The organism is Desulfurivibrio modestus (assembly GCF_044068625.1).
Taxonomy (GTDB): Bacteria; Desulfobacterota; Desulfobulbia; order Desulfobulbales; family Desulfurivibrionaceae; genus Desulfurivibrio.
The window spans coordinates 205,524-228,518 of record NZ_JBIPKH010000002.1; the positions used below are offsets into that span (position 1 = coordinate 205,524).

Annotated in this window: 22 protein-coding genes; 17 read left to right on the forward strand and 5 right to left on the reverse strand. The window is 60.8% G+C overall.

The genetic code is table 11. The features are described 5' to 3' along the window. Positions 1-5: 5 nt before the first annotated feature. Positions 6-1,715, reverse strand: coding sequence for an ArnT family glycosyltransferase (locus ACHHRT_RS02535; RefSeq protein WP_395497366.1), 1,710 nt, complete (start codon positions 1,713-1,715; stop codon positions 6-8). 522 nt (positions 1,716-2,237) lie between these two features. Between ACHHRT_RS02535 and extH the strand changes: the two genes are divergently transcribed. From extH to extKL, 4 genes are all read left to right on the forward strand, one after another. Next, entirely contained in the window at positions 2,238-4,580 is a 2,343-nt protein-coding gene (gene extH / locus ACHHRT_RS02540) for a selenite/tellurite reduction operon rhodanese-like protein ExtH (protein WP_395497368.1), read from the forward strand. 52 nt (positions 4,581-4,632) lie between these two features. Then, complete coding sequence (gene extI / locus ACHHRT_RS02545) at positions 4,633-5,820, forward strand: selenite/tellurite reduction operon porin ExtI (RefSeq protein WP_395497370.1); 1,188 nt, start codon at positions 4,633-4,635, stop codon at positions 5,818-5,820. 221 nt (positions 5,821-6,041) lie between these two features. Beyond that, a complete protein-coding gene (locus ACHHRT_RS02550) occupies positions 6,042-6,494 on the forward strand; it encodes a hypothetical protein (protein WP_395497372.1) in 453 nt (150 codons plus the stop codon). A 111-nt stretch (positions 6,495-6,605) separates the two neighbouring features. Continuing rightward, positions 6,606-7,829, forward strand: coding sequence for a multiheme c-type cytochrome (seleno)protein ExtKL (extKL, locus tag ACHHRT_RS02555; protein WP_395497374.1), 1,224 nt, complete (start codon positions 6,606-6,608; stop codon positions 7,827-7,829). A gap of 51 nt (positions 7,830-7,880) precedes the next feature. On the opposite strand, the gene xseA is transcribed toward extKL, so the two are convergent. After that, positions 7,881-9,242: an exodeoxyribonuclease VII large subunit gene (gene xseA / locus ACHHRT_RS02560; RefSeq protein ID WP_395497376.1), complete on the reverse strand. Its 1,362-nt coding sequence runs from the start codon at positions 9,240-9,242 to the stop codon at positions 7,881-7,883. 133 nt (positions 9,243-9,375) lie between these two features. Here xseA and ACHHRT_RS02565 point away from each other — a divergent pair, with 133 nt between their 5' ends. From ACHHRT_RS02565 to ACHHRT_RS02600, 8 genes are all read left to right on the forward strand, one after another. Next, complete coding sequence (locus ACHHRT_RS02565; protein WP_395497378.1) at positions 9,376-10,050, forward strand: YfgM family protein; 675 nt, start codon at positions 9,376-9,378, stop codon at positions 10,048-10,050. Positions 10,051-10,077: 27 nt separating this feature from the next. Then, positions 10,078-10,461 (forward strand): aspartate 1-decarboxylase, encoded by a 384-nt coding sequence (gene panD, locus ACHHRT_RS02570; protein WP_395497380.1) that lies wholly within the window; start codon positions 10,078-10,080, stop codon positions 10,459-10,461. Further along, positions 10,458-11,219 carry a futalosine hydrolase gene (mqnB, locus tag ACHHRT_RS02575; protein ID WP_395497382.1) on the forward strand — a complete coding sequence of 254 codons (762 nt, stop codon included), beginning with the start codon at positions 10,458-10,460 and terminating at the stop codon, positions 11,217-11,219. Before panD ends, mqnB begins: the two co-directional genes overlap by 4 nt. After that, entirely contained in the window at positions 11,216-12,061 is an 846-nt protein-coding gene (locus tag ACHHRT_RS02580) for a 1,4-dihydroxy-6-naphthoate synthase (protein ID WP_395497384.1), read from the forward strand. Before mqnB ends, ACHHRT_RS02580 begins: the two co-directional genes overlap by 4 nt. 186 nt (positions 12,062-12,247) lie before the next feature. Continuing rightward, a complete protein-coding gene (gene ilvB / locus ACHHRT_RS02585) occupies positions 12,248-13,948 on the forward strand; it encodes a biosynthetic-type acetolactate synthase large subunit (RefSeq protein ID WP_395497386.1) in 1,701 nt (566 codons plus the stop codon). An 18-nt stretch (positions 13,949-13,966) separates the two neighbouring features. Further along, complete coding sequence (gene ilvN / locus ACHHRT_RS02590) at positions 13,967-14,452, forward strand: acetolactate synthase small subunit (RefSeq protein ID WP_395497389.1); 486 nt, start codon at positions 13,967-13,969, stop codon at positions 14,450-14,452. Next, positions 14,452-15,096, forward strand: a complete 645-nt coding sequence (locus ACHHRT_RS02595) for a phosphatidylserine decarboxylase family protein (RefSeq protein ID WP_395497391.1) — start codon at positions 14,452-14,454, stop codon at positions 15,094-15,096. Before ilvN ends, ACHHRT_RS02595 begins: the two co-directional genes overlap by 1 nt. 17 nt (positions 15,097-15,113) lie before the next feature. Then, entirely contained in the window at positions 15,114-16,070 is a 957-nt protein-coding gene (locus tag ACHHRT_RS02600; RefSeq protein ID WP_395497393.1) for a 4Fe-4S binding protein, read from the forward strand. Positions 16,071-16,075: 5 nt separating this feature from the next. Here ACHHRT_RS02600 and ACHHRT_RS02605 read toward each other — a convergent pair whose 3' ends face one another. Together ACHHRT_RS02605 and ACHHRT_RS02610 are read right to left on the reverse strand one after the other, a co-directional pair. Next, positions 16,076-16,729 carry a site-2 protease family protein gene (locus ACHHRT_RS02605; protein ID WP_395497395.1) on the reverse strand — a complete coding sequence of 218 codons (654 nt, stop codon included), beginning with the start codon at positions 16,727-16,729 and terminating at the stop codon, positions 16,076-16,078. Between the two features lie 38 nt (positions 16,730-16,767). Next, complete coding sequence (locus tag ACHHRT_RS02610) at positions 16,768-17,718, reverse strand: ParB/RepB/Spo0J family partition protein (protein WP_395497397.1); 951 nt, start codon at positions 17,716-17,718, stop codon at positions 16,768-16,770. A gap of 183 nt (positions 17,719-17,901) precedes the next feature. On the opposite strand from ACHHRT_RS02610, the gene ACHHRT_RS02615 reads away from it, so the two are divergent. Genes ACHHRT_RS02615 through ung form a run of 5 tightly spaced genes read left to right on the forward strand, consistent with a single transcriptional unit; the run spans position 17,902 to position 21,974 of the window. Continuing rightward, positions 17,902-18,540, forward strand: a complete 639-nt coding sequence (locus ACHHRT_RS02615) for a RibD family protein (RefSeq protein WP_395497399.1) — start codon at positions 17,902-17,904, stop codon at positions 18,538-18,540. Positions 18,541-18,566: 26 nt separating this feature from the next. Beyond that, a complete protein-coding gene (locus ACHHRT_RS02620) occupies positions 18,567-19,502 on the forward strand; it encodes a substrate-binding domain-containing protein (RefSeq protein ID WP_395497401.1) in 936 nt (311 codons plus the stop codon). Positions 19,503-19,507: 5 nt separating this feature from the next. Further along, positions 19,508-20,467, forward strand: a complete 960-nt coding sequence (locus tag ACHHRT_RS02625) for a HAMP domain-containing protein (protein WP_395497403.1) — start codon at positions 19,508-19,510, stop codon at positions 20,465-20,467. A gap of 30 nt (positions 20,468-20,497) precedes the next feature. Then, positions 20,498-21,244, forward strand: a complete 747-nt coding sequence (locus ACHHRT_RS02630; protein WP_395497405.1) for a hypothetical protein — start codon at positions 20,498-20,500, stop codon at positions 21,242-21,244. Positions 21,245-21,257: 13 nt separating this feature from the next. Next, the gene (ung, locus tag ACHHRT_RS02635) at positions 21,258-21,974 is read left to right on the forward strand and encodes a uracil-DNA glycosylase (RefSeq protein ID WP_395497407.1); all 717 of its coding nucleotides are present in this window, start codon (positions 21,258-21,260) and stop codon (positions 21,972-21,974) included. A 20-nt stretch (positions 21,975-21,994) separates the two neighbouring features. On the opposite strand, the gene ACHHRT_RS02640 is transcribed toward ung, so the two are convergent. Continuing rightward, positions 21,995-22,912: a MerR family transcriptional regulator gene (locus ACHHRT_RS02640; RefSeq protein WP_395497409.1), complete on the reverse strand. Its 918-nt coding sequence runs from the start codon at positions 22,910-22,912 to the stop codon at positions 21,995-21,997. Between the last annotated feature and the right edge of the window lie 83 nt (positions 22,913-22,995).

Here is a 22,995-nt window from a genome sequence, read left to right on the forward strand (position 1 = left end):
ATTCTTCAATATCCAGGGGCGCTGCCCGGCACCGGCCGTACCTCGGCGGGCTGCTCCCGGGGCAGAAAAATCCCGACATGGGTCTGAAAGCTGTAGATCTTTTCGCTGCGGGTGAACTTTTTTGCCAGGCTGTAGTGGTACTTGGGGGGATAGGTTTCCCCCGCTCCCCAGATTATGACCAGGGCATCGGGCGCCAAGCCGGCCGGGGGTGGATAGTAGGGGGGGTTGCTGTAACTCCAGGTGAAGCGGAGAGAGAGCCGGGCCAGATCCTCTTCCGCCGGCTTCCCCATGGCCCGGTAGTCGTAGTGGATGGTTTTGCGGGTGTAAAGATCGAGCAGGGGCACGGCCACGGCCGGATTGACCACGCTCCGGGGCGGGGTGGTTTCCACCAGGAAAGTTTGGCCGGCCAGGGAATCCATGAAAGCACCGGCAGCTTTAAGGTTGGCCAGGCTGTGGCTCTGCAGAAAGGGCAGATAAGCGGTCTGGGCGATGACCAGGGAACCGCCGGCGGCACAGTAGGCCGCGAAGCGACGGAGCCGGGCCGAGCCGATGGCGCTGAAGCCGTAGGCGGCCATGATCGCCAGTAGGGGAAAAAGGGGCACCAGGTAGCGGATCCGCCGGACCTGCATGCCTGGAATAAAGAGCAGCAGCAGCCAGGCCGCCACCAGATAGCGGGGATCGCGCCGCGACAGGGCCAAGACCAACGAAGCTACGGCGCCCACGGTAACGAAGGGGTGGGTCTGGAAGAGAAAGGTGGAGAGAAAGCTCTCGCCCCAGGCCCTGAGTCCGGGCCGCTGAAATTCCCGCAGCAGGGTCAATTGCCCCGCGATCACCTCGGCATAATAGAGAGCAATGGGGGCAAGCAAAAGCCCGGTCAAGCCGGCGATCAGCCATCCCCGGCGCAGGGTGGCCGCCGGGGCTTCCCGCAGCACCAGGAGAAACTCCACCCCGAGGATGGAGAGCATCGGCCAGACCGAGTACTTAGAGCAGAAGGCCAGCAGGATCGCCAGGGCGGAGGCCCCGATCAGCAGCAGCCCCCCCCGCCGCAAGGCGATCAAAAAGAGGTAGGCGGCCAGCAGCAGAAAGGCCATGGCCCCAATATCCACCAACAGCAATGGAGTCTGGGTGAAAAGATAGGGAACCGCCAGCAGCAGAACCCCGGCCAGATCGCCGATCTCCCGGTCCCAGAGTTCGGTGGCCAGCAGGGCGGTGGTGGTCACCGCCATGGCGAAAAGCAGGGAGTTGAGTATCTGGGCGTAGAGCCGGACCTCGCCGGCATATTTGAAGATCAGACCATAAAGCAGGGGGAGCAGCGGCAGATCGGTCCAGGCATCAATCTGGTTGCCCCACTCACCTAGAAAAAATCCGGGGCCGTAAACCGCCAGATGTTTGGCCTGGGTGAAGTAACGGGCCGCGTCGACGATGGTCTCGGGCATCCCCCAAAAAAGGGTGGAGGCCAGAAAAGCCAGGGGAAAAAGGAGCGGTGGCCCGGGCAACGGGAATCGGGCCAACCCGTAGGCTATCGGCACCATGAGCAGGAGGCCGGCCAAGGGCAGAACAGGCGGCACCAGGTTGGCGACCTGACCCCAGCTCACCAGCCGGTTGTCGTCCAGGGAACGCAGGCTGTGGAGAATAAGCGGCAGCACTACCGCCAAGAGGGCAATGGTTAAGGCAAGGAACTGCTCCCTGCGGCTGGAGATTTCGGTGCTGGCCATTTAGCGTGATCTGGGCGGAGTGACGAAAAAATATTAGGGGGTTCCTGATCCAGGCCCATTATTGAAGTAGGGCCAAGGTTTTGTCAAGGAATAGCTGGTTGCTGGAGATCCATGCGGCCGAAGGCAGCGATTACCTTAAATTTGAATTGACAACAACGAGCCCGATCGCTACCATGAAAAAATGTATAGTGTGACATTCTGTCAATTTATATCCCACTCAGTCGCCTCACCGAAGAGTGGGGGTGTTTCACGAACAATATTGCCAGGTGCTTCAGCCCCAAATAGTTCTAAAGAAAAAGTTAACCTTTCCACCACTGATCCTGAATGCTACCTTGTGATACAAGTTATCACTGAAAGGCAAGTGGGTCGTGGTGGCTTTGGCCGGGATGATCAGATCCAGTCCCGGCCCGGCCCCAAAACCGAAATCGCCGGACGCCAAGTCCCGATTTCGGCGTTCGGTCTCGGCGGTGGCGGCTGCTTCCCGACCGAGGCCCAAGCTAATCACAACCAGGAGGTGTGGGAATGGTGAAAGGTAAGTTCAAAGAAAGATGGCGACCAAGATTGTTTGTGCTCTTGAGTCTGCTGCTGACCGTGGCCCTGCTGGTTCCCGGCTGTGGGGGATCCAGCAGTTACGACCAGCAAACGGTGGCCAGCACCCCGGCCCAGGTCATGATCGATGCCGCCACCCTCAATCAGTGGGTCAGCAATGGCTACGGCACCGATGCCCGCGGCTTTGACAAAATGGTGATCCTTGATGTCGATAGCGCCGCCGGTTATGCCGCCGGCCATATCCCGGGCTCCTACAATCTCGATACCGTCACCGACCTGCGAGAGGCCCGTTTCAACGGGGTTGCCACCACCGCCAGTCAGGTGCCCAGCGCGACGGTAATGGATGCTTTGATCCAGCGCACCGGAATTGATGAACGCACCGTGGTGGTGCTGGTGGGCAATGGTAATATGATGAGTGTCGGCCGGGCTTACTTCAATTTCCGCTACTGGGGCTTCCCCAAGGAGCGACTGCGGGTCCTGAACGGCACCAAGGTTGCCACCTACCAGGATGCCGCCGGCTATGCCCTCGCCACCACCCCTCCGGCCCTGCCTGCTCCTTCCAGCTACAGTGTGGCCCAACTGCAGGCCAACATCGCCCTGCGCGCCACCCTGCAGGAGATGATCGGAGTTGTTGAGGCTGCCGATCCCGGCCAGGTGATCGTCGATGCCCGTTCAGCAGGTGAATATGATGGCACCACGGTTAATGCGGCGGTGACCTTTGGCGGCCACCTTGCCGGAGCCATTCATAAGGAATGGGACACCATCATCGATCCGGAAAACCCCACCGCCCTGCTTTCCCCGGCGGCCCTGCGGGAAGATTTTGAGGCGGTCGATGTCAGCCCCGAAACCACGGTATACACTTATTGCCAGACCAGTTGGCGGGCGGCACCCGTCTTCCTGGCCCTGGACGGGGTCCTGGGCTGGCCGGTGAAGATCTATGACGGAGCCTGGCTGGAGTGGGGCTCCATGGCCCGCAACGACTTGAGCTACGGTGGGCCGCTGGAGCCTGACTCCCCCTGGCGAACCGATCTTCCGGAAAGGAGCGGGATGATCAATTATAAGAACGATCTGGTTGTGCCGATCCCGGCCGACGAGGTCAGCGCCTTCAGCCTCAACGCCAACCTGGTCAACGAGTGGGACAAGGCGGTCTGTGACAGTGATCCGGCCGTAGTGGAGGATTTAAGCGGACTCGATCCCGAACCGGACAATATTTTGATCGCGGCCACCGATCTCGCCGAATGGCTCGCTGCTCCGGCTACATTCACCACCGATACCGGCTACAGCAATCTGGTCGTCATCCACGTGGACACGGCGACCGGCTACGCCAACGGCCATATCGAGGGGGCCTTCCTCCTTGACACCGCGGTCGATTTGCGGGCCACCCGCAGCGATGGCATTGCACCCACCGACTCTCAGATGCCCACCCGGGCCCAGATGGACGCCCTGATTCAACGGACCGGCATTGATGAGGACACCGTTGTCGTGCTGGTCGGTCAGGGCCACCTGATGAATGTCGGTCGGGCCTATTTCAACTTCCGCTACTGGGGCTTCCCCAAGGAACGGCTGCGGGTGCTGGATGGGCTGGCCAGCCACTACGCCAGCGAAACCGGCACCGCGCTGGTGACGACCGAGCCGGACCCGGTGGTTTCAACCTACAGCGTCTGCAATCTCCCCCAGGCTGACTCGGTGGATCGCTTCCGGGCCAGCTTCGAGGAGATGTTCCAGGTGGCCGGCGGCGGTTTACCGGTTCAGCCCGCCACCACCGTTCTGCCCACCGACGTGGTCATTGCCGACGCCCGTACGGCCGGGGAATATGATGGCACCGACATCCGGAGCAATGTCGCCTTTGGGGGGCATGTCAAAGGGGCCGAGCATCTGGAGTGGACCACCCTGATCGCCGACGGCAAACTCAAGGCGCCGGCGGGTCTTGTCGCTGATCTGGCTGCAATCGATTCCGATGGCAGCCAGACCGTTTACTCGTACTGCCAGACCAGTTGGCGGGCGGCAGCCATCTTTCTGGCCTTGGACGGGGTTTTGGGCTGGCCGACCAAGATTTATGACGGAGCCTGGGTGCAGTGGGGCCAAATGGCCACCAGCGCCGAACATGGCTCACTTCCGCCCAGTTCACCTTGGCGTACCGACAATTCGACCCGCTCCGGAGTGGTTGAATATGCCGACACCGATTACATCTCCTCGATTGTCGCCAACTCCTACTACGGCGGTGCGGATCTGGTTGCCCAGGAAGATGGCGGGATCGGCGGCGGGGGAGTGGTCGGCGGTGGCGACAGCACCGCCCCCGCAACCCCCGGCTACTAATTCCACGGTGGAATTTCAAAGTCTTACAGACCATTTGCTAAAGAGGTTATTCATGTATAAAAAAATGCTTGGTTTTGGATTGACAGCAGGGCTGCTGCTGGGAGTTGGCCTGTCCCCGGCGACGGCGGGACCGGTTATCTACCTGCCCAACGACGCCGGCTGGCTGCAACTTAACTACGAGATGCAGCTCTACGGCCAGTGGCGGGATACCGGTTCCGGAGCCGACGGCACCGATAACACCACCGACGTCTATTTCCGCCGCAACCGGGTCTCCCTGATGGGGATGAGCGACCAGACTTACGGCTTCTATTTCGCCATGGAGCAGACCGGTAACCGCCGGATCCACGCCATCGACGTCCAGGACAACACCCCCAGCGACTTCTCGGTCCTCGACGCCTATTTCATGGCCAACTTCAACCAGGCCGCCAACCTCCGGGTGGGTTTGCTCAAGGACCCCCTGGTCCGGGCCCATAACACCGGCTGCTTCTTCGACCTTACCCGGGATCGTTCGGAGTTTGTCTACACCTCCATCCCCCGGCGCTCCCGGGACTACGGCATGATGCTCTGGGGCAACCTGGTGGATCAGCGGCTCCAGTACAAACTGGCCATCACCACCGGGGTCAAGGGGGCCAACACCCCGGGCAGCGATCTGCGCTACACCGCCCGGGCCCACTACAGCTTCCTCGATCCCGAACCGATCCCCCTCTACTTCGGCACCTATTTCGGAGCCAAACGGGTACTGACCGTGGGGGCCGGCTACCAGTTCGAGAAGGATGCCGCCTACAGCAACCAGACCCTGCAGACCGGCGCCAACGACTATTCCGCCTGGACGGTGGATCTCTTCGGCGAGCTGCCCACCCCCATCGGCACCTTTACCGCGGAAGCGGCCTATCTGGACAGCTCCTTTGACGACAACTACCAAGGCTGGGATCCGGATCCGGTCAGCTACGGGATCGACGGCGAGAAAAACGGCTACTACCTCCAGGGCGGCTACCTGCTGGCCGACCCGGTGGGCCCCGGCCAGCTTCAGTTCTTCGGCCGTTATGAGAACTGGAGTTTCGCCAATCTGCAGAGTATCTACGACCAGGAGATCGACCGCCTAGCCCTGGGGGTCAACTACTACCTCCGGGGTAACGATATTCGCCTGACCCTGGAGTGGGCAGAGACCGATTTTGAGCGGGAAACCGCCACCGTCCAGGACTTCACCACCGTTACCGCCATGCTGCAGTACCGGTTCTAACTCCTTAACCGGATAACCAAAAACACAGAGAGCCCCCGGGATTAATCCCCCCGGGGGCTTTTTTTTGGCCCACAAGCAGGGGAGGGGTGCCAACCGGCAAAGGTAATTTTCCCCTTGACATCCCGCCCGGCAAATACCACAATGTACTGCAATAATAACAGAGACCAACCGTCGCCGGTCTCGCCGGTGCTATCCAGCTTTAACCAAAAGAGCAGAAAATAATGGCCAGACGATCTGCCAGTACCCGCAGAATCATTTTACTTTTTTTTCTTGCCCTCTTCCTGTTTTGCCGCCCTGAACCTTCCCTAAGCGAAACCGCCTCCCCTCTGACCATCTCGCCCGCCCGCCACGACTTCGGCTTTATGGGGGTGGGCAGCGCTTCGCCTCCCATTGTTTTCACCATCAACAATAAAAGCGCGCTGTCCCAGACCATCTCGCAAATAACCCTGGCCAAAAGAGGTGATTTCACCCTAGACTTGAACGGGGGAGAGAACCCCTGCGGCCGGGGCAATCCCACTTTAGGGCCGGGGGAAAGTTGCACGGTTACCCTCAGCTTTCGCCCCTTCGCCATGGGTCGGGTCAATGGCAGCCTGCGGGTAAAAACCGCCGGCCCCGGCCCCGCCCTGGAGAGCAGCGCTTTACTGAGAGGCTTGTCCATAGCTTGTGGTTGCTGATGGATTTAAGCGAATAATCATTAAACAACCCCAAAGGAGGTGAGGAACAGAGGGAACAAAGATTTTGCTTAAAGTGTCGGATTTCTTAACTAAGAGAGGAGGAAAGAAAGTATGAAACGTTGGATTTTGGGGCTTGCCGTCCTGGCTGTTGCCTTGCCGGGAGCGGCAATGGCGGCTCTGGATGGCCCGAAGGCCAAAACCATTGACGAGTTGGCCAAAATGTTCGATTCGTCACGCTGTAAAGGTTGTCACAGTCAAATTTACGAACAGTGGGAGCAATCCCATCACGCCCGCCCGATGATGGGCGTGGCCGGCGGCCTTAAGGACACCCCCCTGGCCATGAAGGGCGCCACCCCCTTTTCCCCCGATGATCCCAGTAAGGCGACCATCGCCACCTTTCCCTGTTTCAAGTGTCACCTGCCCCAGGCGATGACCCACGCCGAAGATTCGGTGGCGGTTGAGTACGCCCAGGCCCTGGTGGCTCAGGATCGGGAAAAGATCGGCAAACTCCAGATCACCTGCCTGGTCTGCCACAACACCAAGGCCATTGTCCATCGGCTGTCGGTGGGCAATCCCGAGCCCAATGTGCTCTACGGCTCCAAGGATGTTGCCAACCATCCGGACCCGGTCTTCAAGTCGGTTAAAAAGAGCGACATCATGCAGCAACCGCTGGTCTGTGGCCAGTGTCACGGTCTCGGCCCCAACCTGGAGTTCGAGAATCCGGTCCAGTGCGCCAACCTGTACGGCAGCTACCTTCATGCCTACATTCCGGCCGGCGGCACCCAGACCTGCCAGGAATGTCACATGCAGCCGATCAACGGCATTGCCGACCACCTTATCGGTCCCAACTTCAACGACAAAGAGGGCACCATCGCCCGCTACCAGAAATCCCTGAGCCTGGATGTCCAGACCTTGGGCTATGAGTGGCTGCTGCAGGCGGGAAAACATGTTCCCAAGGTGGTGGTCAACACCAAAATCAACTCCAGTGCCGGTCACCGCATCCCCGATGGCTGACCGTCTCATCAGCGAGTGGTCCTGGAAGTGACCGCAAAAACTGTTGACGGCAAAGAGATCGAGATGCAATCCCGCCACTACCATCCCCAGGCGACCAACGAGATGAGCTCCAAGATGCTCTACGGCGCCCAGGTCAAGACGGCCAACATTCGTGACACCAGCATCCAGCCCTATCGCACCAAGGAGGACACCTTTGAGTTCGTCCTGCCGGAAGGGGTGCGGACGGTGGATGTTACAGTCAACCTGTCCTATGATGTGGTCAACCCCGGCATGCGTTACAATCTGCACAATATCACCCGCCGGGTAAGCCTTGATCGTTAATTAAGGCTGTTGTTACTGTCAAAGCAAGAGGGCCTGATCGGATTTTTCCGGTCAGGCCCTCTTTGTTGGTGAATCAGAGGTGGTTTCGTCGGTCACTTGGCAGTTCAAACTACCGTCGTGGAGGGTCAAGCGCAGGGCGACGCCGGGGGCAACCTGCTTGACCGAACGAACCACCCCACCGTCGGGGAGGCGGACGATGGCGTAACCCCGGCTCAGCACCGCCAGGGGACTGACCGCGTCCAGAAACGCGATCAGCCGGTTGAGTTGATTGCGTTTCGCGGTCAGCAAGCGCCGAGTCAGAAAAAAGAGGCGCAGGCGGTTTTCCCCCAGCTCCCCCCGGTGGGTCAGCAAACGGTTGCGGGGATCTAGCCGGCCCAGCTGGTGGCTCAGACGGTTCACTCTTTCCCGGTCCGCTCCCAGCTTGGCCTGCAGGGCATGGGCCAGTTCGGCCCGCAGGTAGTCGAGCCGCATGGCGTGGCCGGCCAGCAGGCGGGCCGGATCTCGCAGCAGCCGCTGTTCAGCCTCCAGTTGCCGGCGGGCCGCGGCCAGTTGCCGCTTCATCGCCGTGGCCAACTGCCTTTGCAACTCCCTGATTTGGGCCAAAAGCAGTCGCTGTTCCGGCATAATCATCCCGGCGGCGGCGGTGGGGGTGGGGGCCCGCAGGTCGGCCACAAAATCGGCGATGGTGAAGTCAACCTCGTGGCCCACCGCCGAAACCACCGGAATTGCCGAAGCGGCGATGGCCCGGGCCACCACCTCTTCGTTGAAGGCCCAAAGATCCTCCAAAGAGCCGCCGCCCCGGCAAAGGACGATCACTTCGCTGCGGCCCAAGCGGTTGAGCAGTTCAATGGCCGCCGCGATCTCTTCCGCCGCCCCATCGCCCTGGACCCTGACCGGGACAATCTCGATGGCGGTGCCGGGGGAGAGCCGCCGAGCCTGGATCAGGAAATCCCGCACCGCCGCCCCCTGGGGTGAAGTAACCAGGGCGATCCGGCGGGGCAGGTAGGGCAGAACCCTTTTCCGGGCCGGGTCAAAAAGCCCTTCCGCTTCCAATTTGGCCTTGAGTCGATCAAAGGCGATCCGCAACAGCCCGGTGCCCTTGCCGTCCATGAAATCGATGATCAGTTGATATTCTCCCCGGGGTTCGTAAACCGAGATCCTCCCCCGGCAGAGCACCTCCAGGCCATCGGCGGGGACGCAGGCCAGGTAGCGCTGCTGCCCCTTGAACAGCACCGCCCGCAACTGGGCATCGCTATCCTTGAGGGTGAAGTAGAGATGGCCGGAGGAGGGGCGGCGCAGGTTGGAGATCTCGCCGGTGACCGTGACCATCGAGTAGGAGGTTTCCAGCAGTCCCCGAATCGAGCGGGTCAGCTCGCTGACGGTCTGGATGCGGTTGTCGAAGGGGTTTTCCATGGCGGTTGCGAAAATCCGGGATGATTTTTTAACGAAAGATAAGTATACTACCCGACCGAGATCGGCAAAGGGATAAAAAAGGGCCGCTCCGGGCGAAGGCGCGCCGTAAATCAATTAAACCAAGGTAAAATCCGTGGCAGATAAAAAAATTTTCAAGCCCGAAAATATTGTCAGCTCCGCCGGCAGTCCCCGAAAAAGCGTGCTGGAGGAGTTGAATCTGCCGCCCCAGGCGGAAGAGTTCCTCCGGGTCTGGTACAAACCGCTGCTGGGGCTGCTGGTGGGAATCATCGTCCTGGTGCTGGGTTTCAGTTTTGGCAAACAGTACACCTCCTCCCGCACCGAGCAGGCGGCCAGCCAGCTGGCCCAGGCCATGCAACTGACCGACCATGAGGCCCGCCGGGAGGCCCTGGCTCAGGTGGCGGCCTCCTACCGTCGAACCGGAGCCGGGATCTGGAGCCGGATCGAACTGGCCCACATTGAACGGGATGCCGGCGATTTGGTCGCGGCGGCGGCGGCCTACCAGGAGCTGCTGGATTCCATGGCCAAACGTGATCCCCGCTTCCCCATGGTCCGGTTGAATCTGGCCCAGGTGCTCACCGAACTGGGAGAATATGAGCGGGCGGCCGACCACTACCGGCAACTGGCCACCACCCAAGGGTTTGAAGCCTGGGGCCTGCTGGGAAGCGGCGAGTTGCTGGCCCGGCAGGGCGACGACGAGGCGGCCCGCCGCCATTACCAGCAGGTGGTGGAGCTGGCCGCGGCCCCCCCCCTGCTTCTTGAACAGGCCGAACAGCGCCTGGGTAACTGATTGTTTTAACTTGAGAGTGACCGAACCATGCTGAGATCGATGTTGAAGTCCAAAATCCACCGGGCGACGGTAATCGACGCCGAACTGCACTATGAAGGCAGCCTGGCGGTGGATGCCGACCTGATGGAAGCGGTGGGCCTGATCCCCTTTGAGCGGGTCCACGTCTATAATATGAACAACGGCGAGCGCTTTGAAACCTATGTGATCAAGGCCCCGGCCGGTTCGGGCATGATCGGCCTTCGGGGAGCCGCGGCCCGTAAAGGGCTGGCCGGCGACATGATCATCATTGTCAGCTATGCCCTCTATCCCCCCGATGAATCTTTAAAACATGAGCCGCAAATCGTGGTGCTCGATGAGCGGAACCGGATCAAGCGCCGGGGGCCCGCCGGTTCCGCCGATCCCGGAGCATGAGTCCGACGGCCCCTGCCCCTCCCCAACCAGGCGGGTCGCCGGCGCCAAGTCAGACCAGGCTGTTGGTCCTGGCCGCCACCGACATGGAGCTGGCCCCCCTGGAGCGTGCCCTGGGGCATTCCGCCCCGTCCACTGCTTTTGATTTTCTGCGCTGCGACGTCGGCCCGGTGGCCAGCGCCGCCACCGTCGCCGCCCATCTGGCGGTTCGCCCCTCTACTTACACCGGCGTGGTCCTGAGTGGGGTAGGGGGGCTCTATCCCCGGAAATCGACCGGATCTCCCGGGGAGCCGGGCCTGCTGGAGATCTGCCTGGCCCAGCGGGAAATTCTGGCCGATTTCGGGATTGCCGCCCCCCACGGGGCCGAACCGTTCACCGGTGGCAATTTCGCCGCCCCCCATGATTTCCCCCTGCAATCCGCCCTCACCAGCCTGGCTGGCGAAATTCTCACCGAACTGGCCATCCCCTTTCACCGGGGGGTATTTCTGACCCTGAACGCCACCAGCGCCACCCGGGAGCGGGGCCTGGCCCTGCGGGACCGCCATGACGGACTCTGCGAGAACATGGAGGGGGCGGCCGTCGCCCTGGTTTGCCAACGCCTGGGTTTGCCCCTGCTGGAGATCCGCTGTATCAGCAACCTGGTTGAGGACCGGGATCCGCGCCGCTGGCGGCTGGCCGAGGCCGTTGCCCGCCAGGCCGAAGTTATCTCCCGGCTGCTGCCGCAACTGGCGGTGGCCCTGGCCACCCGGAGGGGAGCATGACAGATGTCACCCAGCCGCTCTCCCTGGGATTTTCCCCTTGTCCCAACGACACCTTTATCTTCCATGCCCTGGTCCATGGCCTGGTGCCGGAGGCTCCCCTTTTCGCCCCGCCCCGGCTGGAAGATGTCGAAACCCTGAACCAATGGGCCCTGGCCGGCCGCCTGGATGTGAGCAAACTTTCCTTCCACGCCCTGGGCCATGTGCTGGACCAGTACGTTCTCCTGGGAGCCGGCGCCGCCCTGGGTCGGGGCTGCGGGCCCCTGCTGGTGGCCCGGGAACCCATCGATCCGGCCCAATTGGCCGGTCGCCGGCTGGCGGTGCCCGGGCGCTATACCACCGCCGCCATGCTGCTGGGGCTTTTCGCGCCGGCGTGCCGGAATCCGGAGGTGATCCGCTTTAATCGGATCATGCCGGCTCTGGTCAGGGGTGAGATCGACGCCGGGGTGATCATCCATGAAAGCCGCTTCACCTATCGCGACCACGGCCTGGTGCTGCTGGCCGATCTCGGGGCCTGGTGGGAAAAGAGCAGCGGCCTGCCCATTCCCCTGGGGGGGATCGCCGCCCGGCGCTCCCTGGGCAAGGAACGACTCACCGCCATTGAACAGGCCATCCGGCAAAGCGTGGAAGCGGCCCTGGCCGATCCCACGCCGGCCATGCCCTATATTCGTCGCCATGCCGGCGAGCTGAACGAGAAGGTGCTGCGCTCGCATATCGAACTTTATGTCAATCACTTTTCCATGGAGCTCGGCGATGAGGGCAGGGCGGCGATCACCGAATTTCTCCGCCGCGGCCGGCAAGCCGGGTTGCTGCCGCCACTCTCCACCGCCGGCTTATTGGCCTGAAAAAGACCAGACGGAAGCGAAGCTGCTTGACAAGCCCGACCGCCATACTATATTAAGAATTTTTCCTTTGGGACTCTCGCGGAACCAGTTGTTATCTCCGGTCGCTACTTAAGGAATTCGGCGACGTCGACCAAAAGGGCGGCGGCCGATTTTTTTGCGGCAAAACCAAACGCAGGAAAGACAACCATGAAAATGAAAGGAGCGCAGGCCTTTGTAAAGTGCCTGGAAGAACAAGGAGTTGAGGTTATTTTCGGTTTTCCCGGCGGAGCGGTTATCGATCTTTACGATGAACTGCTGCGAACCCCCAAACTGACCCATGTTCTGGTCCGCCACGAACAGGCGGCGGTCCATGCCGCCGATGCCTACGGTCGGGTCAAGGGTGAGGTGGGGGTGGCCCTGGTCACCTCCGGACCCGGTGCCACCAATACCGTTACCGGCATCGCTTCGGCCTACTGTGATTCGATTCCCATGGTGGTCTTCACCGGCCAGGTGCCGACCATGCTGATCGGCAACGACGCCTTTCAGGAAGTTGATATCGTCGGGATCACCCGGCCGGTGACCAAGCACAACTATCTGGTTAAAAAAGCGGAAGATCTGGTCCCCACCATCCGTGAGGCCTTCCATTTGGCCCGCAGCGGCCGGCCCGGTCCGGTCCTGGTGGACCTGCCCAAGGATGTGATCGGGGCGATGATCAATTTCCCCGACCCGGAACCGATCCGGATGCGGACCTACAAGCCCACCTACGAGCCCCATCCCGGTCAGATCGAAAAGGCCTGCAAGACCATCTTCAAAGCCAAGCGGCCGGTGCTTTACGTGGGAGGGGGGGTGATCAACGCCAACGCCGCCGAATCATTGACCGAGCTGGCCAAGAAATTGGATATCCCGGTCACCATGACCCTGATGGGCCTGGGCGGCTTCCCCGGCACCGATTCGCTCTCCATGGGCATGCTGGGGATGCACGGCACCTATTACGCCAACATGGCGGTGGCCAACTGCGACCTGCTGATCGCGGTGGGGGCCCGTTTCGACGACCGGGTTACCGGCAGGATCGACGCCTTCGCGCCCCACGCCAAGATTATCCATATCGATATCGATCCCAGCTCGATCAGCAAGAACGTCCGGGTCGATATCCCCATTGTCTCCGATTGCCGCCATGCCCTGACCGCGATCAACGTCTGGTTCGACCAGAATAAGGAGTTCAGCAAAAAGGCGGCCAAGGAGCAGCACAAAGCCTGGCACAAGCAGATCAAGGAGTGGAAGAGCAAACACCCCCTGGGTTACCTGGAAGAGCCCGGGGTGATCAAGCCCCAGTTCGTGGTCCAGAAGCTCCATGAGTTGACCCGCGGCAACGCCATCATCACCACCGAGGTGGGGCAGAACCAGATGTGGGCGGCCCAGTTCTACCACTTCAATAAACCCCGCCACTTCATGACTTCCGGTGGTCTGGGGGTTATGGGCTACGGTTTCCCGGCCGCCATCGGCGCCCAGATGGCCGCCCCCGACCAGATTGTCATCGACATTGCCGGGGATGGTTCCATCCAGATGAATATCCAGGAGTTGGCCACCGCCCGCCAGTACAAGTGTCCGGTTAAAATCGCCATTCTCAACAACAACTACCTGGGGATGGTCCGCCAGTGGCAGGAGCTCTTCTACGACAAGAAGTACGCCCACACCACCCTGGATGTGGCCCCCGATTTCGTCAAGCTGGCGGAAGCTTACGGGGCGGTGGGCCTGCGGGCCACCAAGCCCAGCGATGTCGAGCCGGTGATCAAGGAGGCGCTCAAAACCAAGAACACCGTGATGATGGATTTTGTTATCTCCCGCGAAGAGGGGGTTTACCCCATGGTTCCGGCCGGTAAAGCCACCACCGAAATGCTCTTAGTTTAAACGAACAGGAAGATCACCATGAAACATACCATTTCCGTACTTCTGCAGAACAAGCCGGGGGTACTCTCCCGGGTCACCGGGCTGTTCAGTGGCCGCGGTTTCAATATCGACAGTTTGGCCGTGGCCGAAACCCTGGAGAAGGACGTCTCCTGCCTGACCCTGGTCACCCACGGGGATGAGGCGATCATCGAGCAGATCACCAAGCAGCTCCATAAGCTGATCGACGTAATCAAGGTCACCGACATGGCGGAGCATGACCATGTCGAACGGGAGATGGCTCTGATCCGGGTCAAGGCCGAGGCCGGCACCCGGGCCGAGGTATTGCGGGTGATCGATATCTTCCGGGGCAAGGTGGTGGATGTCTCTCCCAAGAGCTACGTGGTGGAAGTGACCGGGTCCAAGACCAAGGTACAGGCGATCATCGATATCCTGCGCCCCATCGGCATCCAGGAGATCGTGCGCACCGGCGGCATCGCCATCACCCGCGCCAAGAAATCCCAGTAATGCTCAAGCCCAGGATTCCCGTCGCCCTGGAGGGTTGGCCCTTTATCTTGCTGGCCGGATTTGCCACCCTGTTGGCGGCGATCCTGGGCTTTCGCTTGCCCACCCTGTTACTGCTGGCCGTTACCATCTTCATCCTCTGGTTTTTTCGTGACCCGGAGCGGGTCTCCCCCCCCGAGGATGATGTGCTGGTCTCCCCGGCCGACGGCAAGGTTATCCTGATCGAACGGATCTTTGATGAGCGTTTCGTTAAGGATCACGTTTATAAGGTCAGCATCTTCATGAACATCTTCAATGTCCATGTCAACCGCTTCCCCTTTCCCGGTCGGGTGGAACGGATCGTTTATACCCCCGGCGCCTTCTACTCCGCCGACAGCGTGCGGGGGGCTCTGAAGAATGAATCCTGCGGAGTGGTGGCCGATGCCGGCAACGGGCGGAAACTGGCGGTGGTCCAGGTGGCCGGCCTGATCGCCCGCCGCATCGTCTGCTGGGCCGAAACGGGCGACCAGTTGGGCCGGGGCCAGCGTTTTGGCTTGATCCGCTTCGGCTCCCGGGTCGATCTCTACCTGCCCCTGGCCACCCAACTTGAAGTCAAGGTCGGCCACAAGGTCAAGGCCGGCGAAAGCGTGCTGGGCTATCTGGCCTAGCCGCTGATCCCCAAGCCATGCCAATTGCCGCCTTCCTGATCACCGCCGCCGTTCTGGGGCACCTCCAGTATCGTCTTGACTTTCCCATCCTGCTGGCCGAACGTTTTTGGCCCGGCGCCGGCTGGCTCCAGCTGTTGCTCATGGCCCTCTATGCCGCCTGGCTGACCGGTAAATTCACCGATCCGGCCCGGAGCAACCGCTGGCGCCTGCGGATCTGGGGGCTCTTTTCCCTGGTGTTTTTCGGCCAACTGCTGCTGGGCCTGGCCGGGATCGAAGAGATGTTGATGACCGGCAAACTCCATCTGCCGGTGCCGGCCCTGATCATCGCCGGCCCCCTTTACCGGGGGGCCGAATTCTTTATGCCCATCCTCTTTCTCTCCACCGTGGTGCTGGTGGGACCGGCCTGGTGCAGCTATCTTTGCTACATCGGGGCCTGGGAAGGTTGGAGCAGCAGGGCCCAGAAAAAACCCACCCCGCTTCCCCCCTGGCGGCGAACCTTGCGGGTAGCTCTCCTGCTCCTGGTGGTTGCCGCCGCCCTGGGGATGCGGCTGCTGGGAATCAGCTGGCTGCCGGCCCTGCTGACCGCCGCCGCTTTCGGCCTGGTGGGGGTGGGGATCATGCTCCTGGTCTCCCGCCGCAACGGAATGATGACCCATTGCGTCAGCTACTGCCCCATCGGTCTGCTGGCTGGAACCCTGGGGAAAATCTCACCTTTCCGACTAAAAATCGACGCCGGCTGCAACAACTGCTCCAGCTGCACCCGAACCTGCCGCTACGACGCCCTCACCCCCACCGACCTTGAGCGTCGGCAACCCGGTCTCTCCTGCACCCTCTGCGGCGACTGCCTGGGCCGCTGCCCCCAAAAAATCATCCATTACCAGCTGCCGGGCCTGACCCCGGCCACCGCCCGGAAGGTCTTCCTGGTCCTGGTGATCTCCCTGCACAGCATCTTTCTGGCGGTGGCCCGCATTTGAAATGCTTACAGGCCAAGCAGAGCGAAGATCAAGCGGCGCAAGGCATAGATGGGCGGCCCGAGGATGCTGCCCAGCACGCCGGTGGCCAGCAGGGCCAGCAGGATAAAAAATCCGATCCCCTCCAGGCGATTGTACTGCATGGCCAACTGGGGCGGGAGCAGGCCCGAAAGGATCTTACTGCCATCCAGGGGGGGGATGGGCAGGAGGTTGAGCACCATCAGGATTAAATTGATGAAGATCCCCGCCCCCCCCATGTAAACCAGCGGCATCCCCAGCATCGGCGTCCCCTCCACCAGCACCAGCCCGATCTTCATGACGATTCCCCAGCCAACGGCCATCACCAGATTGGAAAGGGGACCGGCGGCGGCCACCAGCATCATGTCCCGGCGGGGATCGCGGAGATTGCGCCAATCCACTGGCACCGGCTTGGCCCAACCGAAGATAAAGCCCCCCAGCAGCAGCAAAATTCCCGGAACCAGGATGGTCCCCACCGGGTCGATATGCTTGGCGGGATTCAAGGTGAGGCGGCCCAGCAGGTGGGCGGTGGGGTCGCCCAGGCGACGGGCCATCCAACCGTGGGCCACCTCGTGGACGGTGATGGCAAAGAGCAGGGGCAGGGCCCAAACCGCGATTTTCTGGATCAAGGTCAGTTCATTCATCAAAGTTACCTGTCGGTGAAGGGATGGGTTGACAAAGATTAATGGCCGTCGGCCAGCAGGGCGGGGAGGCGCCGGTTCAGCTCCTGGCGACCGGCAAAGGTGATGGTCAGCCGCAGCCGGTCATCTTCGAAGGATGGCGTCGCCTCCAGACTAAAGTTGTCGGGCAGGGCCAGCCCCCGGCGGAATTGCTCAAACTCGGCTGCGGCCGCCGTCAGTTGCGGAAAACGCCGGGCCGTGAGATAGCGCATCAGAGCGGCGCCCTTCTGGGGAATATTCATCTCCTGATGATCTAAAATGTCGCGGATTTCGGCACTGCCCAAAATCGAACGCAGGGAGACGTTTTCCCGCCCCGACAACTCCCGGCAACCGGCGACCAGCTTCTTCTGGTTACCGACACTCAACTGTAACAGATCGATCAGTTCAAAGAGGGCCAAGCGGTCGGGCAGGGGCAGATCCATGAGTTCCCGGCCCACCGCTTCGTGCAAACGACCCTGATGGATTGCCACCGCAAAGGGTTCCTCAATCCCGGCCAGACCAATGGCCTGCCTTACCAGAAAGGGGGTGGGGGGTAAACCCAGCCGGGGGAAAAAACGGGCCGCGATCTCCTCGATGCCCAAATGCGCCGCCATCCGTTGACAAAAAAAAGCCACTTCCATGGGAGTCGGCACCTTGCGGGCGCAGAGGGCCTCAAAGGCCACCTCCAGGGCCAGGGCATCATCGCAGGTGGCCGGCAGCACCAGGCAAGGTAATGAGCCCAGGCCCAGAATACGGCCAGCCAGCAGGACCCGGGTGTGACCGGAGATCATCAAATAGCGATCATCCAACCTTTTCCTGAGGATGGGTGGGTGGAGAATTCCCACCCGGCGCACACTGTCCGCGAGCGCGGAATCCTCCTCCAAGACCGGAGCCAGAGGGGAAAAGCGGAACTCCAGATCATCCTGATCGATCTGGAGCAGCAAAATCTGCTGGATTTGGGCTTGCGGGGTCATGGGGGCTCTTGCTATCTTCTTGGCAGTGACACTAAGCGGCATCTACCGGGGCCCCAAAACTACAGGGGCGATCATATCGCCTTGCAGGATACCGGGACGCGCGCCTAAAAGCAACAACAGCCAAGAAAGCCCGGGAGAAACCATGTTTTACCACCACCGTAACCGGCCGGCCGAGCCTGGCCGATGAAAACCCTGCTGATCGCGGCCATGACCCTCTGCGGGCGGATCAGCCCCGCCGGCCTGGGCAGCCCGGAAGATCGGAAATTTCTCGAGGAGATGCGGGGAAAAAGCCAGGCCGGAGTTATGGGGGCCGGGACCCTGCGGGCCGAGGATGTGGAGATGCGCGGCCCACGGGGCCAATTGCCAACAGGGCGGATCAGGGCCTTGATCACCGCTTCGGGCAGACCACCGGTATCCCGCCGGAAAATCTTTCACACCGGCCCGCCCCCCTTGATCTTCACCGGGGCGCGGGGGGCCGAAAACCTCAAGGAATTAAGCGATATTAACGCCGAAATTATTATTATTCCGGAAAAAGATGGCGTTTTATCCCTGGCGGTAGCCTGGGATATTCTGGCCGGGCGTGGGGTGGAACAACTGTTGGTCGAGGGAGGGGCTGGGCTTAACTACCAGGCTCTGAGCCAGGGTTTGGTGGATGAACTGTTGATCACCATCACCCCCAAACTTTCGGGTGATCGAAGCGCCACCACCCTGGCCGGCGGCCCCCAGCCCCTGGGGACACCATTTCTGGACCTGGAATTGCTGAACTGCCGGCCAACCGCCGGCGGTGAGCTGTTCTGCCATTATCGGGTGCTCAAACCTTGAGATCAACCACAGCAAGAGGAGGGGTGGTGCCGCGCTCCATCGCAACCCTGGCCGGAATAGTTTTGGTTTTTCTGCTTTTGCTCGGCTGCGGCCAGCGGGAGGAGCCCACCCAAATCAGCCTGGAAAAAAGGGGCCCCGCCGGGGTTGATTCGGCGGCGGAGGAGCGGGAAGTTCTCCGGGTTGCCATCGGTGGCATGATAACGCCCAAGGAGGGCTTTGCCTACTATCGACAGTTCCTCGATTATCTCGGCCAACAACTGGACCTGCGGGTCCAGTTTATCGACCGGGAAGATTACGCCGAGATCAATCAACTGATCCAGGAGGAAAAGGTTGATCTGGCCTTTGTCTGCGGCGGTCCCTACGTGATCGGCCATGACCGGTTCGGCATGGATCTGCTGGTGGCCCCCAAGGCTTACGGAGACACGGTATATTACTCCTACCTCATCGTGCCCCAGGCAAGTTCAGCTCAAAGTTTCGGGGATCTGCGCGACAAAAGCTTTGTTTTCACCGACCCCCTCTCCAACACCGGCCGGCTGGTGCCGACCTATATGCTGGCCCGCCTGGGTGAAGACCCGGAAACCTTTTTCCGGGAATACCACTACTCCGGCAGCCATGACAAGTCGATCCGGGCCGTGGCCCTGGGCCTGGCCGACGGAGCCGCAGTGGACAGCCTGATCTGGGAATATCTGCTGCTGATCAACCCGGAGTTGACCTCCCGCACCAGGGTTCTGCTTAAATCAACACCCTACGGCATTCCCCCGGTGGTGGTGCGGGCCAACATCACTCCCCAACTTCGTGAGCGCTTGCGCCTGGTTTTCGAGGAGGCGCACCTTGACCCCCAAGGCAAGCCGATCCTGGACAAGATGATGATTGAACAGTTTGTCCCCACGGAAGACCGGTCCTACGACTCGATCCGGGAGATGATCTCCTGGGTGGAATCGCAAGCGGAACCCGAGAGGTAGCCAAGTTGCAACTGCACCTGAATCTGGGTCTTAGGGGAAAATTCTTTGTCGCCATGTTCAGCACCGTGCTGCTGCTGGGTCTGGCCATGCTCGCGGTGGTCAACACCTCGGTACGCAGCAGGCTGATCCTGACCCTGCAACAGCAAGGAGCCCTCATCGCTCAACAGATTGCCGCCAATGCCGTCGATCCGGTGCTGACCGAAAAATACTTTCAACTGAAACTGATGCTCCACCAACTGAAGAGCAGCGATGCCGATATTGTCTACATCTTTGTTCTGGACCCTTCGGGCAACGTACTGGCCCATACCTTCACGGGCGGCTTCCCCACGGAACTGCTCCCGGCCAACCGGTTCTCCCCGGATGATGGTCGAACCAGCACCCGGGAACTTTTTACCGAACAGGGCAAAATTATCGACACAGCGGCCCCTTTGCTCCAAGGGACCCTGGGCGAAGTGCGGATCGGGCTCTCCGAGGCCCGGGTTGGCAAAGATGTGGATGCGATTATCCGGCTGCTGGTCTGGATGATCATCGGGGTACTGGTGGTCGGCAGCGCGGCGGTGACAATCTTCGACCTGATCATGACCAGACCGATTCTAACCCTGGTGGAGGCAGTCCGAGCGGTGGAGCGCGGGGAGATGGATAAACGAGCAAACCTTAGATCTTCCGACGAAATAGGCATTTTAGGCCAGGCATTTGACCGAATGATCGAAAAGCGCGGCCAGGTGGAAAAGGAGAAGGAAGGTCTGATCGACGAACTGCAACAGGCCCTGGCTGAGATCAAAACCCTAAAGGGAATCATCCCCATTTGCGCCAGCTGCAAGAAAATCCGCGACGACCGGGGTTACTGGAATCAGATTGAACAGTTTATCCGCAAACATACCCGGGCGGATCTGAGTCATGGAATCTGCCCGGACTGCGCCAGTAAATTGTACCCGGAGTTTTACAAGAAAAATCCCGACCAGTAATGGTCTGAACCCACCAGGAAAGGAGCAGGCATGAACAAGCAGGAGCTGGCGATTCTTTTTTCCGGCGGCACCGATTCCCTGGCCGTTTACGCCCTGGCCGCGGCCGGCCGTCACCCGGAGCTGCCCCGGCCGATCAAGATCCATCTGCTGCATATGCTCAACGGCATGAGCCGTTTTCACGATTTTCCCCGCGAACGCTTCGACACCGCCCGCCGGATTCTCGCCACCAAGGTCAGCCGACCCGAAACCATGCCGGACACCGAAATGGTGGAGCTGGATATGGGCCGGCTTTTCCAGGGACTCTGGCTGGACCGTTTTGAGGAGCTGATGCCGCGCTACAATGGCAAAAACCTGGTCTGCGTGGCCTGCAAGATCGGGATGCACACCAAGGCGATCCTCTATTGCGTCGAGCACCTGGTGCCGCTGCTGGCCACCGGTTACGCCCGGCGGCAGGACTACTATCCCGAACAGACTCCAATCTTCATGGAGAAGATCGCCGAACTCTCATCCCGTTTCGGCATCCGCACCATCTTCCCGGTCTTTGACGATTTCGACGACCAGCAGATCACTCGACACGTGCTGGAAGATTTCGGTCTGCCCTCCACGGGGGGAGGGGAGCGCAAGTGTCTATTCTGTCAAACCCTGACCACCGCCACCCCTAAAGAGATCGAGAACTATCTCGATGATATGATCCCTCTGGCGGCGGAATTCATCGACCATAAACTGCACGGCCGGGTCCGCGAGGCCGCTGCCCTCTTTCCCCCCGGCAGGGTTTAGCCGGAGGGTCAAGATGAGCCAAGCCAACCAAATTCAACTGGAAGATTCCTGGAAACAGCGGTTGCTGCCCGAGTTTTCCCAACCCTACATGCTCAACCTGAAGAGCTTTCTGCTGGCGGAACTGGCGGTCGGCAAGACCATCTATCCCAAAGGGCCCCAGATGTTTGCCGCCCTCAACCTGATCCCGTTTGAAGAGGTCAAGGTGGTGATCCTGGGCCAGGACCCCTACCACGGCCCCAACCAGGCCCATGGCCTCTGTTTCTCGGTCCGGCCCGGCACCGCCATTCCCCCCTCCCTGCTCAATATCTACAAGGAACTCCGGGATGATGTCGGTTTCGTCATCCCCAAACACGGTTTCCTGCAAAGTTGGGCCGAGCAGGGGGTGCTGCTGCTCAACGCCATTCTGAGCGTCCAGGCGGGGATGGCCGGCTCCCACCAGGGCAAGGGCTGGGAACAGTTCACCGACCGGATTGTCCATCTGCTCAACGAGGAGGCGGAGCACCTGGTCTTTATGCTCTGGGGCAGTTACGCCCAGAAGAAGGGGGCGTTCATCGACCGGCGCCGACACCTGGTCCTCAAGGCCCCGCACCCCTCACCCCTCTCGGCCCATCGGGGTTTTTTCGGCTGCCGCCACTTCTCCCAGGCCAACCACTATCTCCAAAAACAGGGGAAAAACCCCATCGACTGGCAACTGCCCCTGACCCTGGACCAGGATAGCCGGCCAGCCTGAACACCACCGGTAAAAAAAAACTACTCCGCCCCTCCGGACAGTAAAGCGACAATCTCGGTGATCGGCAGGGTGGCGATCGGGGCCAACCCCTGAGTATTTAGACAGTCCAAGTCAACAAGACTGGCAATCTGAACGTAGGTCTCGGGCACCAGGGTGCTGATTCCCGAGGGGGCCACTCGACGCACCCCATGGTGAATCCGTCGGCGTTCCGAATTAGGCAGACCGGCGATAAGCGCTTTGCTGCTCCAGATGGCGCCGGCGCGGGCGAATCGAGCCAGTCCGGCGGTCTGCTCAAGGCCCTCACCCAGCAGCCGCGGCTCGGGGCCACTGGCGGTTTGCTCCTCACCCAACCACTCTTCACCGGCATGAAGGGCGATATTGAGCAGCAGGTCATTAAACCAGCCTTTTCTTTGGCGCCACCCCGAGGATAAGCCCTCCATGGCCTCCCGCAAGGCCACCGCGCACGCGATGGCCCTGAATCGGTGGTCGACCCCATCGTTTCGGGGCAGGAAAAAACAGACCAAACCCTCCCCGGCATGCTTGGCGGGAACGGCCTGGAAGCGACGGAGAACAGGGGTGTTAATGGCCCAAAACTCATTGAGCAGCTCAAAATATTCCTGGGGCGGTAATTCGGCGCGGAGACGGGAATAGTCCTGGAGATCAGCCACCAGGATGGCCAGGGGGGTTAGTTGCAGGGGCGGTCTGGACTGTCCAATTAACCGGGAGATCTCGGCCATGGAGCGCCCCTGGCGCTTGAGTTCGCCCACCTGTTTGATCAGTTCCACCGCCGAATGATCGAAATAGCCCAATCGGGGGGCCTTGGCGTCCCCACCGGGATGTTTGACCGTTGGCCGCGGCAACAGACCAAGGGCGATATAGTTGTTGAGAGTGGCCCGGGATACTCCGGTCAGCTCAAGAAGTTCTTTGCTTGACAGCATGCCGTCACCCCCCCCCTGTTTTGACTGTCTAGGTTACTGCTGGCCTGATCAACCAACTGCTCCAGCAATACCCCGGATTATCT

Bases quoted from the DNA above. Each gene is read 5' to 3' on its own strand.
- extH (WP_395497368.1), top strand. From the start codon at position 2,238: ATGGTGAAAGGTAAGTTCAAAGAAAGATGGCGACCAAGATTGTTTGTG.
- ACHHRT_RS02580 (WP_395497384.1), top strand. From the start codon at position 11,216: ATGACAGATGTCACCCAGCCGCTCTCCCTGGGATTTTCCCCTTGTCCC.
- panD (WP_395497380.1), top strand. From the start codon at position 10,078: ATGCTGAGATCGATGTTGAAGTCCAAAATCCACCGGGCGACGGTAATC.
- extI (WP_395497370.1), top strand. From the start codon at position 4,633: ATGTATAAAAAAATGCTTGGTTTTGGATTGACAGCAGGGCTGCTGCTG.
- ACHHRT_RS02640 (WP_395497409.1), bottom strand. From the start codon at position 22,912: ATGCTGTCAAGCAAAGAACTTCTTGAGCTGACCGGAGTATCCCGGGCC.
- ilvB (WP_395497386.1), top strand. From the start codon at position 12,248: ATGAAAATGAAAGGAGCGCAGGCCTTTGTAAAGTGCCTGGAAGAACAA.
- ACHHRT_RS02615 (WP_395497399.1), top strand. From the start codon at position 17,902: ATGAAAACCCTGCTGATCGCGGCCATGACCCTCTGCGGGCGGATCAGC.
- ilvN (WP_395497389.1), top strand. From the start codon at position 13,967: ATGAAACATACCATTTCCGTACTTCTGCAGAACAAGCCGGGGGTACTC.
- ACHHRT_RS02630 (WP_395497405.1), top strand. From the start codon at position 20,498: ATGAACAAGCAGGAGCTGGCGATTCTTTTTTCCGGCGGCACCGATTCC.
- mqnB (WP_395497382.1), top strand. From the start codon at position 10,458: ATGAGTCCGACGGCCCCTGCCCCTCCCCAACCAGGCGGGTCGCCGGCG.
- ung (WP_395497407.1), top strand. From the start codon at position 21,258: ATGAGCCAAGCCAACCAAATTCAACTGGAAGATTCCTGGAAACAGCGG.
- ACHHRT_RS02605 (WP_395497395.1), bottom strand. From the start codon at position 16,729: ATGAATGAACTGACCTTGATCCAGAAAATCGCGGTTTGGGCCCTGCCC.
- ACHHRT_RS02550 (WP_395497372.1), top strand. From the start codon at position 6,042: ATGGCCAGACGATCTGCCAGTACCCGCAGAATCATTTTACTTTTTTTT.
- xseA (WP_395497376.1), bottom strand. From the start codon at position 9,242: ATGGAAAACCCCTTCGACAACCGCATCCAGACCGTCAGCGAGCTGACC.
- ACHHRT_RS02610 (WP_395497397.1), bottom strand. From the start codon at position 17,718: ATGACCCCGCAAGCCCAAATCCAGCAGATTTTGCTGCTCCAGATCGAT.
- ACHHRT_RS02535 (WP_395497366.1), bottom strand. From the start codon at position 1,715: ATGGCCAGCACCGAAATCTCCAGCCGCAGGGAGCAGTTCCTTGCCTTA.
- ACHHRT_RS02600 (WP_395497393.1), top strand. From the start codon at position 15,114: ATGCCAATTGCCGCCTTCCTGATCACCGCCGCCGTTCTGGGGCACCTC.
- ACHHRT_RS02595 (WP_395497391.1), top strand. From the start codon at position 14,452: ATGCTCAAGCCCAGGATTCCCGTCGCCCTGGAGGGTTGGCCCTTTATC.